General features: G+C 72.9%; 13 protein-coding genes. 3 read left to right on the top strand and 10 right to left on the bottom strand.

The window, feature by feature from the left end:
* The 4 genes from FHN55_RS07445 to FHN55_RS07430 all read right to left on the bottom strand — a co-directional run.
* Positions 1–475, bottom strand: a 475-nt coding sequence (locus FHN55_RS07445) for an alpha-hydroxy-acid oxidizing protein (RefSeq protein WP_180357692.1), incomplete at its 3' end; no start/stop codon positions are given.
* Positions 476–595: 120 nt separating this feature from the next.
* The gene (locus tag FHN55_RS07440) at positions 596–1,570 is read right to left on the bottom strand and encodes a hypothetical protein (protein WP_139711631.1); all 975 of its coding nucleotides are present in this window, start codon (positions 1,568–1,570) and stop codon (positions 596–598) included.
* Positions 1,567–2,238: a MerR family transcriptional regulator gene (locus tag FHN55_RS07435; protein ID WP_139711630.1), complete on the bottom strand. Its 672-nt coding sequence runs from the start codon at positions 2,236–2,238 to the stop codon at positions 1,567–1,569. Before FHN55_RS07435 ends, FHN55_RS07440 begins: the two co-directional genes overlap by 4 nt.
* Positions 2,239–2,295: 57 nt before the next feature.
* Complete coding sequence (locus FHN55_RS07430; protein WP_139711629.1) at positions 2,296–3,342, bottom strand: LacI family DNA-binding transcriptional regulator; 1,047 nt, start codon at positions 3,340–3,342, stop codon at positions 2,296–2,298.
* A gap of 111 nt (positions 3,343–3,453) precedes the next feature.
* Here FHN55_RS07430 and FHN55_RS07425 point away from each other — a divergent pair, with 111 nt between their 5' ends.
* A complete protein-coding gene (locus FHN55_RS07425; RefSeq protein ID WP_139711628.1) occupies positions 3,454–5,061 on the top strand; it encodes an alpha-N-arabinofuranosidase in 1,608 nt (535 codons plus the stop codon).
* A gap of 89 nt (positions 5,062–5,150) precedes the next feature.
* Here the strand turns inward: FHN55_RS07425 and FHN55_RS07420 are convergent, their stop codons facing one another.
* The 6 genes from FHN55_RS07420 to FHN55_RS07395 form a co-directional block, all read right to left on the bottom strand.
* Entirely contained in the window at positions 5,151–6,785 is a 1,635-nt protein-coding gene (locus FHN55_RS07420; RefSeq protein ID WP_218974423.1) for an alpha-L-fucosidase, read from the bottom strand.
* Positions 6,782–8,179 (bottom strand): alpha-L-fucosidase, encoded by a 1,398-nt coding sequence (locus tag FHN55_RS07415; protein ID WP_139711627.1) that lies wholly within the window; start codon positions 8,177–8,179, stop codon positions 6,782–6,784. Before FHN55_RS07415 ends, FHN55_RS07420 begins: the two co-directional genes overlap by 4 nt.
* 46 nt (positions 8,180–8,225) lie before the next feature.
* A complete protein-coding gene (locus tag FHN55_RS07410; RefSeq protein ID WP_139711626.1) occupies positions 8,226–9,158 on the bottom strand; it encodes a carbohydrate ABC transporter permease in 933 nt (310 codons plus the stop codon).
* Positions 9,148–10,095: a carbohydrate ABC transporter permease gene (locus FHN55_RS07405; RefSeq protein WP_139711625.1), complete on the bottom strand. Its 948-nt coding sequence runs from the start codon at positions 10,093–10,095 to the stop codon at positions 9,148–9,150. The genes FHN55_RS07410 and FHN55_RS07405 overlap by 11 nt, the downstream gene beginning before the upstream one ends.
* 48 nt (positions 10,096–10,143) lie before the next feature.
* Positions 10,144–11,397: a sugar ABC transporter substrate-binding protein gene (locus tag FHN55_RS07400; protein WP_139711624.1), complete on the bottom strand. Its 1,254-nt coding sequence runs from the start codon at positions 11,395–11,397 to the stop codon at positions 10,144–10,146.
* Between the two features lie 125 nt (positions 11,398–11,522).
* The gene (locus tag FHN55_RS07395; protein ID WP_257570760.1) at positions 11,523–12,224 is read right to left on the bottom strand and encodes a FadR/GntR family transcriptional regulator; all 702 of its coding nucleotides are present in this window, start codon (positions 12,222–12,224) and stop codon (positions 11,523–11,525) included.
* A gap of 268 nt (positions 12,225–12,492) precedes the next feature.
* Between FHN55_RS07395 and FHN55_RS07390 the strand changes: the two genes are divergently transcribed.
* Together FHN55_RS07390 and FHN55_RS07385 are read left to right on the top strand one after the other, a co-directional pair.
* Positions 12,493–13,827: an enolase C-terminal domain-like protein gene (locus FHN55_RS07390; protein ID WP_139711622.1), complete on the top strand. Its 1,335-nt coding sequence runs from the start codon at positions 12,493–12,495 to the stop codon at positions 13,825–13,827.
* Positions 13,817–14,779, top strand: a complete 963-nt coding sequence (locus FHN55_RS07385) for an amidohydrolase (protein WP_257570759.1) — start codon at positions 13,817–13,819, stop codon at positions 14,777–14,779. The genes FHN55_RS07390 and FHN55_RS07385 overlap by 11 nt, the downstream gene beginning before the upstream one ends.
* The last annotated feature ends 32 nt before the right edge of the window (positions 14,780–14,811 follow it).

The following is a 14,811-nucleotide window of genomic DNA, read 5'->3' as shown; positions in this document are numbered from 1 at the left end:
GCTGGAACCAGTTGCGGCCGTTGGGGTTGGCGGTCTTGACGTCTTCGATGGAGGTGGTGCCCAGGGTGGACAGGGTGAAGGGGATGCCGGCGGCGGCGGCGGCGCTGGCGCCGGCGGTCTCGCCTTCGGTCTGCATGAGGCGGGTGAAGCCGGTGGGGGCGATGCCGAAGGGCATCGCGGAGGGGCCGCCCAGCACCGTGCAGGTGGTGTCGACGTGGGCGACGTCTCTGAGCACCCGGGGGTGGAACTCGACGTCGTGGAAGGCTTGGCGGGCGCGGGTGATGGAGATCTCGGCTTCGGCGGAGCCGTCGGTGTAGTCGAAGGCGGCCTTGGGGGTGCGGCGCTTGGCGATGGTGCGCAGGTCCTCGATGGTCAGGGCTGCCTGCAGGCGGCGTTTGCGGCCGTCCAGGGTGGGCTTCTTGAGCCGCACGTGCTCGAGCAGCTCGGCGGGCCTGGGGACCTGTCGCTGCACCACGGGTGGGGCCTCCGTTCTCGCACCAGCGCGTCGTGCGCAGCGTGGCACGCGCCCGGACGCGCCGAGCACGAGGGCGCCCTCCTGCGCCCGCTCTCGTGCTCGCGCCGGGGTCGTCGGACCTCAGGGAGCTGCCGGGTGCGGCACCGCCGGCTCCCTCGCGGCGCCGGCGCACGCTGCGCGCCGGGCCCGGAGCAGGACGACGGCGGTGGCCACGGCCAGCGCAGCGGCCGTCACGGACCCGGCGGCCAGGACGGCGCCGGTGGGCGCCACGACCGACTGGCCGACCAGGGCCTGCCACGTCAGCAGCACCAGGGCCGCGGCCGAGCCCGTGCTCGCGAGGGTGACGAGCTGCCGCCGCGTGCGCGGGGTGAGGACCGCGGCGGCCGCTGGCCAGCGGTCCGCAGCGAGCGACAGCAGCAGCGCCAGCAGGGGCAGCGCCTGGAGGGCGTGCATGCCGACGAAGTGCGGCACGCGCAGGTCGCCGGCGACCGTGCTCCACCCGAGCAGCGGTAGTCCGGGGCCACCGTCCGCGGCGCCCACGGTGTGGGCGCCGGAGGTGCCGCGGAAGTCGGCCAGCTGAGCCGACGTCGGCGACGTCATGAGGAACGCGACCGCCATGCCCGCCAGGGCGATGACCACGCCGGCGCGCACGGACAGGTCGACGGCGGGGTCGTCGGACGGGCTGCGCCACAGCAGCACGCCGACCACCGCGGTGATGACCCAGACCACGGCGATGCTCACGCCCATCACCGCGAAAGCCGTCGCGTGGGCCGGGGTGGAGACGTTGAAGTGGCTCGTCGTCCCCAGCGCCGCAGCGCCGAGGATGATGACCACCTCGACGACGAGCAGGCCGCCGGCCACCGCCCCGAGCGCCTCGGCGAGGCGGCGGCCGCGGCGCAGCCGCGTGACGAGCCACGCGAGGGTGACCGCGTAGAGCGCGATCGACAGCTCGAACTTCAGCGGCTTGACCCACCCGTCGCTGCCGCCGGTGCGGACGGGGTCGGCCACCGCGAGCACCGCGGTGGGCACCACGAGCAGGAGCATCGCCGCCGCCACCCAGAGGAGGGGCGAGCGGCGCAGGTCGGAGGCGGTCATGACGGCTCCTCGACGGTCGGGCTGCTGGTGGGGCTGCTGGTGGGGCGGGGTCGGGTGGTGCGCGCGACGTGCTCCTGGGCGATCCGCCGCAGACCCGCCACCAGGGCGTCGCCGAGCACGGTGCCGACCACGACGGTCTCGGCGCTGCGGTCGCGGTCGGCGGCGTCGGGCCAGACGAGGGCCAGGTCGGCGCGGGCGATGGCGTCGGAGGCGCTCGCGTAGGCCGGCAGGCCGTCGAAGAGGTCCTTGCGGCCCACCGCCACCCAGCTGTCGAGCACCGCGGCGGCCTGGGCGACCCCGGGGTTGCCGTCCTCGACCACCCACCCCTGCGCCCGCGAGAGCTCGGCGACCGCCGCGAGCGACGACGGCGACGGCGGTGGTGCGGGCGCGTCCCGGCCGGGCAGCGCGCGCTGCGCGGCGCCCATGACCTGCTGCAGGTCGGTGGCGGGGTCGTCGACGGCCGCGACGACGGCGCGCACGCGAGCGATCGGGAGGCCGCCGACGTCGACCAGGGCGCGGACGAGGTGCAGGCGGCGGACGTGCTCCTCGCCGTAGGAGACCTGGTTGTAGCCGGTCCTCTCGGCGGGCGGGAGCAGCCCCTCGCGGATGTAGAACTTGATCGTGGCGGGGGCGGTGCCGCTGCGCTCGGCGAGCTCGGAGATGCGCACGGCGCTGACGCTAGCCGATCGATAGTGCCACTGTCGATAGTGATGGTATCCACGCGGTCAGCGTCGGGTCGACTCGCGCTCCACGACGGTGAACGGGCTGACGAAGCGCTCGGGAGCGGCACCGGGATCGGCGATGCGCCGCAGCAGCAGCCGGGCGGTCTGCTCGACCATGACGTCGTGGCCGGGGGAGACGCTGGTCAGGGACGGCACGGTGTACGCGGCGTCCGCGACGTCGTCGAAGCCGGTGACCAGCACCTCGTCCGGCACGCGCCGGCCGGCGTCGGCGAGGGCCCGCAGGGCGCCGAGGGCCAGGGTGTCGGTGGCGCAGACGAGGGCGTCGAGGTGCGGTTCGCGAGCCAGGGCCTCGCGCGCGAGCGCCGCCCCCGTGGCCAGCGTGCTCGCGCCGCCCTGCACGGCCACGGCCCGGGCGTCCGGGACCGCCGCCACGGCGTCGCGCACCCCGAGGGCCCGCAGGCGGAACGCGTCGCCGAGGTGACCGGGTCCGTGGGGGCGCGGCTCGTCGTCGTCGAGGGGGTCCAGGGACTCGAGGTCCGGCATGCCGAGGGCCACGAGGCGACGGCAGCCCCGCTCGAGCAGCAGGCGGGTCGCGGCGGCCGCCCCCTCGGTGTTGGCCATCTCCACGTGGTCGAAGCGGCGCACGTCCTGCCGCTCGCCGAGGACGACGACGGGCAGGTCGCCGGCGATCGCCAGGACGTCGTCGGGGTCGAGGCCGACGGCCGAGAGGACGAGGCCGTCGTAGGCGTTGACGCGCGAGGCCGCGATCGCCGCGAGCTCGCCCTCGCGGCTGGCGCCGGTCTGCTCCACCACCACGCGCAGCCCCTCGGGGGCCAGGCGCTTGATGAGGCGGGAGGCCAGCAGGCCGAAGTAGTGGCTGTGGACCTCCGGCACCGCCAGGCCCACGATGCTCGTGCGCCCCCGCCGCAGGCTCTGCGCCGCGGTGTTGACGCGGTAGCCGGTCCGCTCGACGACCTCGAGGACGCGGCGGCGCGTCTCCTCGCTGACGTTGCTGCGGCCGGCGAGCACGTTGGAGACGGTCATCGGCGAGACGCCGGCTGCCGCTGCGACGTCGCGCATCGTCGTCATCCGCCACCTCCAGGTGCGTCGAGTCTGCCCGCGGCGCACCTTGACAGGGCGCGCACCCCTTGGTTGTATCGATAAACCACCCTCCCACGCAATGCCGCCCCGAGGAGCCCCGTGAGCACCACCCCGACCAGCCCCAGCACCACCGCGACCGTCGTCGAGGCGGTGGTCGACCTCGACCTGCCCGGCCACAGCATCAGCCGGCACGTCTACGGCCACTTCTCCGAGCACCTGGGCCGCTGCATCTACGGCGGCTTCTACGTGGGCGAGGACAGCGACGTCCCGAACGAGGGCGGCATCCGCCTCGACGTGGTGGAGGCGCTGCGCGCCCTGGACATCCCCAACCTGCGCTGGCCCGGCGGCTGCTTCGCCGACGACTACCACTGGAAGGACGGCATCGGCCCGCGCGAGCAGCGCCCGCGCATGGTCAACAGCCACTGGGGCGACGTGGTGGAGGACAACTCCTTCGGCACCCACGAGTTCATGCACCTGTGCGAGCTGCTGGGCACCGAGCCCTACATCTCGGCCAACGTCGGCTCCGGCACCGTGGCCGAGACCAGCGACTGGGTGCAGTACCTGACCCGCGGCGACGACTCCCCCATGGCCGCGCTGCGCCGCGCCAACGGCCGCGACGAGCCGTGGAAGGTCACCTACTGGGGGCTGGGCAACGAGCCGTGGGGCTGCGGGGGCAACATGAGCGCGGAGGCCTACGCCGACCTCGCCCGCCAGTTCGCCACCTACAGCCGCGACATGGGCGACAACAAGCTGTACCGGATCGCCGCCGGCGCCACGAACGCCGACTACCGGTGGACCGAGGTGCTCATGAAGGCGCTCGGGCGCGCCCTGGGCGACGGCGAGGTGCTCGGCCACGGCAACTCGAGCTTCCAGGCCATCTCCTTCCACTGCTACACGGTGGCCGGTCCCTGGGACCACAAGGGCAGCGCCACCGACTTCGACGCCGACGAGTACTACGCGACGATGGCCCAGGCGCAGCGCGTCGAGGCCGTGCTGAACGGGCACGTGAAGGTGATGGACGCCTACGACCCCGAGAAGCGCGTGGGCCTCGTGCTCGACGAGTGGGGCACCTGGTTCGACGTCGAGCCGGGCACCAACCCGGGGTTCCTGTTCCAGCAGAACTCCCTGCGCGACGCGCTCGTGGCCTCGGTGCACTTCGACGGCTTCCACCGCGTGGCCGACCGGCTGGTGATGGCCAACATCGCCCAGACGGTCAACGTGCTGCAGGCGATGATCCTCACCGACGAGGAGTCGGGGGCGCTGGTGCTGACGCCGAGCTACCACGTCTTCGAGATGAACAAGGGCCACCAGGACGCCGCGCACCTGCCCGTCCACCTGCGCAGCGCGGTGCCGAGCCGCACCGTGGCGGGCGTCGTCGGAGTGGGCGGGCACGCCCTCGACCGCAGCGACGTCGAGCTGCGGACCGTGTCGCTGTCCGCCAGCACCAAGGACGGCGCGGCGCTGGTCTCGCTGACCAACCTCGACGCCGAGGCGCCGGTGACCGTGCGCCTCGACCTGCGCGGCGCCGCGGTCGGCGAGCCGACCGCCCGCCTGCTCACCGCCGACGCGCTGCAGGCGCACAACACGCCCGAGCAGGGCGACGCGGTGGCCCCGCGCGCCTTCGACGGCGCGCGCGTCGAGGACGGCGTGCTCGTCGTCGAGCTGCCGGCGCACTCCTTCGCCACGGTGTCGCTGCCCCTGGTCTGACGGGACCAGCCCCTCACACAGGTGGCCGACCGCCCATGATCACGGTGATCATGGGCGGTCGGCCACCTGTCGTCGCAGGGGACCGGCGGTCAGCCGCCGCTCTCGTGCTCGCCCTCGCCCTCCGCGTTGAGCAGGGTCCGTGGCGCCGGCGCCGCGGGGTCGGGCAGGACGACGCGCACCGCGAAGCCGGGCACGGCCTCGACGCGGGCCGGCAGCGGTGAGGGCAGCACCACCTCGAGGGCGTCCTCGGTGCGGCGCACCTCCAGGCGCTTCGGGTGACCGATGAGGTGCACGTCGCCGAGGTGCCGGACCGCCAGCGGCGAGGCGCTGCCGAGCGCCCGGATGCGCACCACGCCGTCCTCCGGCCGCTCCACGCCGATGGCGTACAGCGCCGTCTGACCGACCTCGGTCCGCTGCGTGAAGCGCAGGTCGGACGAGGTCCACCCCAGCGACGCGGCGTCCGTGAAGGAGCCCTCCGGCACCGAGGTCGGGCCCTCCCCGGCGACGCGCCACGGGCGGGTGCCGTAGACGGCCTCGCCGTTGAGCTCCAGCCACGCCCCGAGCTGCTCGAGCAGCGCGACCTCCTCCGGCGGGATGGTCCCGTCGGGCTTGGGACCGATGTTCAGCAGCAGGCAGCCGTTCTTGGCGACGACGTCGACCAGCTCGCCGACGAGGTCGACGTCGCTCTTCCACTCGTGGCCCTCGATCCAGCCCCACGACGTGCGCGAGACCGAGGTGTCGTTCTGCCAGGGCCGCTCCTGCACGTCGGCCATGCCGCCGCGCTCGACGTCGAGCACCGCGGTGCCCGGCTCGAAGGCGTCCCACTTGTACTGGATCACCACGCCGCGGCCCCACTGCGCAGCCCGGTTGTAGTAGTAGGCGGCCAGCATGCGCCGGTACGGCTCGAAGGCGGGGTGCTCGATCCACCAGTCGAACCACAGCACCTGCGGCCGGTAGTGGTCGATGATCCGCACCGTGCGGAGCAGCCAGTCCTCGAGGTAGGCCTCGCTCGGGCCGGTGGCCTGCGGCATGGCCGGGCCGTACAGGTCGGCGAAGTCCGCGTCGTCGCGCACGTCGGAGGGGAACGAGCGGCCCGGGTGGAAGAAGAACCAGTGCTCCGCGCGGTGGCTGGACGCACCGCGGGTGATCCACTGGTCGTCGCAGGCGCCCAGGACCTCTCCGAGCACGTCGCGCCCCGGCCCGACCTTGGTGACGTCCCAGCGCGTGCGCGGCTCGTCGTACATCGCCAGGCCGTCGTGGTGCTCGGCGACCGGGACGAGGAACTGCGCCCCCGCCCGGCGGAAGAGCTGCGCCATGCCGGCGGGGTCGAACTGCTCCATCGTGAAGCGGGGCAGGAAGTCCTTGTAGCCCACCTCGGTGTGGTCGCCGTAGACCTCGCGGTGGTGCGCGTGCTCCTTGGTGCCCGCCTTGTACATGTTGCGCGGGTACCACTCGTTGCCGAAGGCGGGCACCGAGTACGCGCCCCAGTGGATGAAGATCCCGAACTTCGCGTCGCGGAACCAGTCGGGCACCTCGTAGTCGGCGAGCGACTCCCAGGTGTCGGTGAACGGACCGGCGTCGATGACCTCGCGCACGGCGGCCAGCGCCGCCTGCGTGTCGGGGACCTCGACGGGGTCGGGCACCCAGCTGCGGTCGGTGCTCCGGGCTGCGCCGGCGCCGGTGGCGCCGGTGCTCGGGGTGCCGTTGCTGGTGGCGGTGGTCACGCGCTCTCTCCTCGGTCGGTGGTCAGGTCGAAGGCCACGACGGCGGGACCGTGGTGGGTGGCGCTGTCCGGGACGTCGACGACGACGGACGCCGCGCCGTCGGAGCCCTCGCGGGCCCCGACGGGTGTGCCGTCGAGCAGGCGGGCGCTGCCGAGGTCCACGGCGCTGGCGCTGAGCGGCAGCGCGACCTCGCCGGAGGCGTCGACGACGGCGTTGAGGACGTCACCGGAGCGCGTCCAGCGCACCCAGGTCGCGCCGCTGCGGTCGTCGTCGTGGCCCTGGTGCCCGGACGGACGCGCGACCGAGGCGTCGACCGTCGTCGTGCCGTGGACGGCTGCGCCGTTGACGGCCATCCAGTCGGCCAGGCCCTCCAGGCAGCGGCGCTGCAGCTCGGGGATGCGGCCCGAGGCGGTCGGCCCGACGTCGAGGAGGAGGTTGCCGCCGCGGGCGACCACGTCGAGCAGGTGCTTCACGGCCTGAGGACCGGTGAGGTGGTGCTCGGGCCCCTCGACCTGGTTGTAGCCGAAGGAGTAGCCGATGCCGCGGCAGTTCTCCCACGCTCCGGACTCCAGGTCGCGGCCCTGCTGGTACTCGCTGGTGCGGAAGTCCCAGTGGGTCTGCCCGAACCTGTCGTTGACCACGCCCTCGGGCACGGCCGCGTAGTACTCGTCCAGCACGTGGGCGAAGGAGAGCGGCCCGTCGGGCTTGCCGGCGTCGGGCCAGTTGATGTCGCCCCAGAGCACGTCGGGCGCGTAGCGGGCGATGAGGTCGCGCACGTGCGCGTTGGCGTAGGCGGTGTAGGCCTCGTCCTGCGGGCGCTTCTCCTCGCCGATGTCCGAGGTGATCGGGCCGAGGTCGGCGACGTCCCAGTCGAGCCCGCCGGAGTAGTAGGTCCCGAAGCGCATCCCCGCGCGGCGGGTGGCGGCGGCGATGTCACCGACGAGGTCCCGCTGCGGACCGCGCGCCACGGTGTTGCGCGACGGGGTGCCCGGGGCGTCCCACAGGCAGATGCCGTCGTGGTGCTTGGTGGTGGGGACCACGTACCTCGCCCCGGCGCGCGCGAACAGGGACGCCCAGTCGTCGGGGTCGAACTCCTCGGCCTTCCAGGCGTCGAGGAAGTCGTCGTAGGGGGCGCCGCCGTGGACCTCGCGGTGGTGCTGCTGCGCGGGGGAGCCCTCGATGCGGATGGTGTTGCAGTACCACTCGGCGTACGGGTTGTGCTTCATCCAGGTGGTGCGCTCGATGGTGCCCAGCTCGCCGATGGGCTCGGCCCAGGCCGGCACCGAGTAGGCGCCCCAGTGGATGAAGATGCCGAGCTTGGCGTCGGAGAACCAGGCGGGAACGGGCCTCTCGAAGCGCTGGTAGAGCTCCGTGCGGGCGTCGTCGGAGAACACGGGGTGAGACCTCCGGTGGTGGTGCGGATCCGGTCTTCGGGCGAGCTCAGCGGCCGCCGAGCCCCGACAGGGCGATGCCCTTGACGAGGTAGCGCTGCAGCAGCAGCACGAGCAGCGCGGTGGGGGCCATGGAGATGGTCGCGGCGGCCATGAGCAGGTTCCAGGCCTGGCCGTTCTGGCCGAGGAAGAGGTTGAGGCCGAGCGGCACGGTGGTGGTGGTGACGTCGTTGGTGACGATCAGCGGCCACAGGAAGCTGTTCCAGTACGTGATGAAGGTGAAGACCGCCAGCACGGCGAAGGCCGGTGCGGCGATCGGCACGATGATCTGCGTGAGGATCCGCCAGTGCCCGGCGCCGTCGATGCGCGCGGACTCCTCCAGCTCCTTGGGGATGGTCAGGAAGAACTGGCGCAGCAGGAAGGTGCCGAAGGCGGTGAACGCCCAGGGGAGGATCAGCGCCTGGAAGGTGTTGATCCAGCCCAGCTGGTTCATGATCAGGAACATCGGGACGACGACGACCTCCTGCGGCACCATGAGCGTGCCCAGGTAGACCAGGAACAGCGAGTCGCGCCCCTTGAACCGCAGCCGGGCGAACGCGTACGCCGACAGCGCCGAGGTGACCAGCGTGATGATCGTGCCCGTGACCGCCACGAACGCCGTGTTGAGCATGAAGCGCCCGAACGGCAGGAAGTCGAGCGCGTCGCTGTAGTTGCTCCACAGCAGGCTCTCGCCGAACAGCTTCGGCGGCGTGGTGAAGATCTCGCCGGCGCTCTTGAGGCTGGACAGGACCATCCACGCCAGGGGGGCGAGGAAGACCAGCAGCGCCAGCGTCAGCAGGAGCTGGGAGACGACGGGCGGCCGCTTCCTGCGGCGCTGGGGGACGACGCCCCCGGCAGCGCCGGTCCCCTCGTGAGTGCCAGCACCGGCGCCGTCGTCGGCGGTCAGACCTGGTGACCTGGTGCCGAGGGCCTCACTGGTCATAGTGCACCCACTTCTTCTGGCCGAGGAACTGGATGGCGGTGAGCGCCATGATGATCACGAAGAGCACCCACGCGATGGCCGAGGCGAAGCCGAGCCGGAAATTCTGGAAGCCGGACTGGTACAGGTACATGACCAGCGTGGTGGTGCTGTTGCCCGGGCCGCCGCCGGTCAGGATGTACGGCTGCACGAACACCTGGAACGAGCTGATGAGCGTCAGCACGGTGGCGAAGAACAGCGACGGGCTGAGCAGCGGCAGGACGACGGAGAAGAACTGCCGCACCGGACCGGCGCCGTCGATGGCGGCCGCCTCGGTGAGCGTGGGCGGCACCGCGTCCAGCGCGGCGGAGAAGACGAGCAGGTTGTACCCGAACCCCTGCCAGACCGACATGAGGACGACCGCGGGCAGCGCCCAGGCGCTGGACCCCAGGAAGTTGGGGGCGCTGACCCCGAACCAGGTCTGGAACACGCTGTCGATGAGCCCGCGGGGGGTGTACAGCAGCCCGAACACCACCGCGTTGCCCACCATCGGCGTCACCGCGGGGACGAAGAACAGCACTCGGTAGTAGCGCCGTCCCACGATGCGCGGGGAGATCCACACCGCCAGGCCCATCGACACCACGATGTTGATCGGCACGTACAGCAGCACGAACACGGCCGTGTTGAGCAGCGCGGTCTTGAAGACCGGGTCGGTGGTGAAGAGCTCGACGAAGTTCTGGAACCCGACGAAGCTCGGTTCGCCGAGCACCGGCCAGTCGAAGAAGCTCATCACCAGCGAGGCGACGATCGGGAACGCCGTGAAGGCGACGAACCCGATCGCGCCCGGCAGCAGGAAGGCCGAGGCGGCGCGACCGTCGCCCCGCTTGGTCCCCTGCGGGGGTGCAGGGGCCGCCGCGGGGTCGGTGGCATCGGTGACGCGGACGGCGCCGGTCAGCGCCATGGGACCTCCTCGGGCCGTGACATCGCGGGGACTGCGCCGTCCGGCCCGTCAGGCCTGCGCCATCACCTGCTGGATGAAGGAGTCGACGTCGGAGTCGCCGTTGAAGCAGGGGACCGCGTACTTGTTCCACTCGTTGTTGACCTGGGTCCACTTGGCCGTGGTGCGGTACCCCTCGGCGGCCTTGATCATGGCGTCCATGACCTCCTGGGCGTCCTGGAGCTGGTTCCCCTCGTACCAGGCGCCCTGCTGCGCGGTGCGCGCCGGGAAGGCGCGCCCGGACTGGCCCAGGTAGGTCTCGGACTCCACGTTGACCAGGCCGGCGGTGGCCTTGGCGGCGAGGTCCTGGTTCTCAGCCTTGGCCGAGACGCCGAACCCGGACCCGGCGGTGACGGTCTTGGAGCCGCTGCCGCCGACCGGCATGGGGGCGATGCCCACCTCGAACTTGGCCGTGGCCTTGGCGTTGATGAGGCTCCACGGGCCGTCGATGTTCATGGCGGCGTTGCCGGCCAGGAACTGGTTGGTGGCCGCGGCCTGCGAACCGGCGGCGGGCAGGGGTGAGGCGACCTTCTCGGTGACGACGAGGTCGCGGTACCAGTTCAGGGTGTCGCGCCACTCGTCGTTGTCGATGTCGAGCTCCCCGTCGGCGTTCACGGCCTGCACGCCGTGCTGGCTCATGGCGAACGGGATGACGCTGTCCGGCACGGCGCCGGCGAAGAAGCCGTAGGTGCTGCCGCTGGTCAGCTTCTTGGCGGCGGCCACGAAGTCGTCCTGCGTCCACCCGATGGCCGGCAGGGGGAGTCCCGCCTGCTCGAAGGCGGTCTTGTTGTAGAAGACCACCAGCGGCCCGAAGTCGTAGGGGAGCGCGAGCAGCTTCCCGTCCACCTTGAGGGCGTCGAGGATGCTGGAGTCGAAGTCGGACTCGGTGACGCCCATGTCCGAGAGCTTCGGCGTGAGGTCGGTGAAGAGCTGCGCGAACTGCGGGGCGCGCAGCGACTGCACGCTGACGATGTCAGCGGTCTGGCCGCTGGCGGCCTGGGAGGTCAGCTTGGTCCAGTAGTCGTTCCAGGCTGCGGTCTGGAAGGTGATGGTCGAGCCGGAGGCCTTGCCGGCGATGTCGGCGACCTTCTTCCAGGCGTCGACCTCGGCCGTGGAGGCGCTCCACATCTGCCAGGTGAGGTTGGTCCCGCCCGAGCCGCCGGAGCCGCCGGAGGACGAGCCGCCGCCGCAGGCGGACAGGGCGAGCGCGGCGGCAGCGCCGCCACCGAGGCCGAGCAGCTGCCGGCGCGAGAGGGTGGGTGCCATCGGAGCCTCCAGGACGACGTCGTCGAGAGATGGGGCGCGTCGGACGTCCGGGCCGTGGGGCACCAGCGCTCCACGGGGCGATACATCCGATGACTGCGCACTCTCGTCCGCCGTCGACGGCTCTGTCAAGCGTTTCGGGCGTGTTTCGGCACGAGGGTCCGCCGCATCCACGTCTCGACGTTGGCGACGTGCAGCAGCGCCGCCGCCTCGGCGCGCGGCGCGTCGCCGTCGCGGACGGCGTCGTAGATGGCGCGGTGCTCGTCGATGGTGTGGCGGGAGGAGTCGGCCTCCGTGAGCGCCCGCCAGACGCGGGCGCGCAGGGTCACCCCCGAGATGCCCCGCAGGATGGCCGCCAGCGCCGCGTTGCCGCTCGCGGCGGCGATGGCGGCGTGGAAGTCGGCGTCGTGGGAGATGAGGTCCGCCTCGTCCGTGGCGGCCTCCATGAGCTGGAGGTGGTGGTGGATCTCGGTCAGGTCGGCGTCCTCGCAGCGCGTCGCTGCTAGAGCTGTGACCTGCGGCTCCACCACGCGACGGCACTCCATGAGCTCCAGCAGCGACTCCTCGGGCATGAGGTCCACCGCCTCGCCGATGCCGGTGAAGAGCTGCTCGGGGGTGAGCGCCGTGACGAAGGTGCCGTCGCCGCGGCGCACGTCGAGCACGCCCGCTGTCGCCAGCGCTCGGACGGCCTCCCGCAGGCTGGAGCGGCTGACGCCGAGCTGGGCCGACAGCGCCGCCTCGGCGGGCAGGCGCTGCCCCGGCTCGAGGTCCCCGGTGCGGATGAGGTCCCGCACCTTCTCGATCGCGGCCTCCGTGAGCGGAGCTGCCACCTCGTCACCTCCGGTCCTGGGGCTGCCGTCCGGGTCTCCCGGGCGGGTCTCCACTCTGCACGTCTGATGTTTGTGGCGTCTAGACATCGGATGACTGAGTGGCTAGCGTCAGCGGGGCGTCGAGGGAGACGCCGCGCCGCCGGCGCTGTGGGGGGTGCCGGGCGCGCAGGGCCGTGGACGGCCCCCGTGCTCCCGCGGGCAGCTCGCAGGACCAGCACGACCCAGCACCGCCACCGTCCGCCGCCGAACGACCGCCCTGGAGGACCCCGTGCCGTCAGACCCGCTTCCCACCGCTGCGCGGTTCACCGCGCTCGAGGTCCACGACGTGCGCTTCCCCACCTCCGAGCACCTCGACGGCTCCGACGCCATGAACCCCGAGCCCGACTACTCCGCCGCCTACGCCGTGCTCCACACCGACGCCGGCGACGGCCACGAGGGCCACGCCCTGGCCTTCACCACCGGGCGCGGCAACGACATCCAGTCCGCCGCCATCAAGGCCCTGGAGCAGTGGGTGGTCGGCCGCCGCGTGGACGAGGTCCTGGACGACCTCGGCGCCTTCTCCCGCGAGATGGTGCACGAGCCCCAGCTGCGCTGGCTCGGCCCCGAGAAGGGCGTCGTGCAGATGGCGGTGGGCGCCGTCCTCAACGCCGCGTGGGACCTGCGCGCCAAGCGCGCCGGCCAGCCGCTGTGGCAGCACCTGGCGCACCTCGGCGTCGAGGAGCTGCTCGACCTCGTCGACTTCCGCTGGCTCACCGACGCCATGACCCGTGCCGAGGCGAAGGCCGTGCTCACCCGGGCGCTGCCCGGGCGCGAGGAGCGCGAGGCCCTGCTGCTGGAGCGGGGGTACCCGGCGTACACGACGACGCCCGGCTGGCTCGGCTACTCCGACGACAAGCTGGAGCGCCTGGCGCGCGAGGCCGTCGCCGACGGCTTCACCCAGATCAAGCTCAAGGTGGGGGCCGACCTCACCGACGACGTGCGCCGCATGAAGGTGGCCCGCGCGGCCGTCGGCGACGACATCAGGATCGCCGTGGACGCCAACCAGCGCTGGGACGTCGGGCAGGCCATCGCCTGGATGCACGCCCTGGCGCCCTACGACCCGTACTGGATCGAGGAGCCCACCAGCCCCGACGACGTCCTCGGCCACGCCACGGTCCGCCGCGCGGTGCACCCCACCAAGGTGGCCACCGGTGAGCACGTCGCCAACCGCGTGGTGTTCAAGCAGCTGCTGCAGCTGCGCGCCGTCGACGTCGTCCAGATCGACGCCGCTCGCGTGGCCGGGGTCAACGAGAACCTCGCGATCCTGCTCATGGCCGCCCACCACGGCGTGCCCGTGTGTCCGCACGCCGGCGGCGTGGGCCTGTGCGAGATGGTCCAGCACCTCTCGATGGCCGACTTCGTGGCCGTCTCCGGCACCTGGGACGACCGCGTCGTCGAGCACGTCGACCACCTGCACGAGCACTTCGTCACCCCCGTGCAGCTGGAGCGCGGCCGCTACCGCGCACCGCTGGCCCCCGGGGGTGGCGGGGAGATGCACGCCGCGTCCGTGGCCGACTACACCTTCCCCGGCGGCCCCCAGTGGAGGGCGCGCGGTGCCCGCTGACGGCACCCCCGAGCCGGTGGGCGTCCACGGCGACGGCGACGGCGGGGGCTTCCAGCAGCCCTCGGCCGCACCGCCACAGCCCGTCGTGGACGCCCACCACCACCTGTGGGACCCGGCCGACCCCGGGCAGGACTGGCTGGCGGCTCCGGAGCACGCCGCCATCGACAGGACCTTCACGGCCGACGACCTGCGCGAGGCCGCGGCCGGCGGCGTGGACGGGCGGCCGCTGGGCGCCACCGTGGTGGTGCAGTCCGTCTGCACGCTCGAGGAGAGCCGCGCGCTGCTCGCCACCGCCGCCGCGGACCCGCTGCTCGCTGGTGTCGTCGGGTGGGTGGACCTCACCGGCGACGTCGTCGCCCAGCTCGAACAGCTCCGCTCCGGACCCGGCGGTGAGCTGCTCGTGGGGGTGCGGCACCTCGTGCAGGGCGAGGCCGACCCGGCCTGGGTGCTCCGTGACGACGTGCAGCGCGGCCTGCGCGCGCTCGCGGACGCGCGTCTCGTGTTCGACCTGCTGGTCCGGGAGCCGCAGCGCGCTGCCGGCGTGGAGGGCGCCCGCCGCGCTGCCGAGCACGGGCTGGTGGCGGTGCTCGACCACGCCGGCAAGCCGGACGTCCGCCGGGGCGCCCCCACGGACGCCCTCGACGGCTGGACCGCCCAGGTCCGTTCGCTGGCGGCTGTCGAGGGGTCGGTCTGCAAGGTCTCCGGCGTGCTCAGCGAGGTCGGTGACGCCGGTTGGGACGACGACGCCGTGCACCGCGTGCTCGACGTCCTGCTGGACGCCTTCGGCCCGCAGCGCCTGGCCTTCGGCTCGGACTGGCCCGTGTGCCTGCTCACCTCCTCCTGGAAGGGGTGGGCCGACCTCGTGGCCGAGCACGCGGCGCAGCTCCCGTCCGCCGACAGGGACGCCCTCTTCGGCGGCACCGCCCGCCGGGCCTACCGCCTGACCCGCTGACCCGCTGGCCCGACGACCGACCGCACCGCCAG

Source organism: Streptomyces sp. NP160, from assembly GCF_006335115.1.
Taxonomy (GTDB): domain Bacteria; phylum Actinomycetota; class Actinomycetes; order Actinomycetales; family Quadrisphaeraceae; genus Quadrisphaera.
The sequence above is the reverse complement of the archived record's forward strand: the minus strand, read 5'-3'. Positions and strand labels throughout refer to the sequence as shown.

Excerpts from the sequence above, each read along its gene's own strand:
- FHN55_RS07440 (WP_139711631.1), bottom strand. The coding sequence starts at position 1,570 with ATGACCGCCTCCGACCTGCGCCGCTCGCCCCTCCTCTGGGTGGCGGCG.
- FHN55_RS07400 (WP_139711624.1), bottom strand. The coding sequence starts at position 11,397 with ATGGCACCCACCCTCTCGCGCCGGCAGCTGCTCGGCCTCGGTGGCGGC.
- FHN55_RS07430 (WP_139711629.1), bottom strand. The coding sequence starts at position 3,342 with ATGACGACGATGCGCGACGTCGCAGCGGCAGCCGGCGTCTCGCCGATG.
- FHN55_RS07405 (WP_139711625.1), bottom strand. The coding sequence starts at position 10,095 with ATGGCGCTGACCGGCGCCGTCCGCGTCACCGATGCCACCGACCCCGCG.
- FHN55_RS07410 (WP_139711626.1), bottom strand. The coding sequence starts at position 9,158 with ATGACCAGTGAGGCCCTCGGCACCAGGTCACCAGGTCTGACCGCCGAC.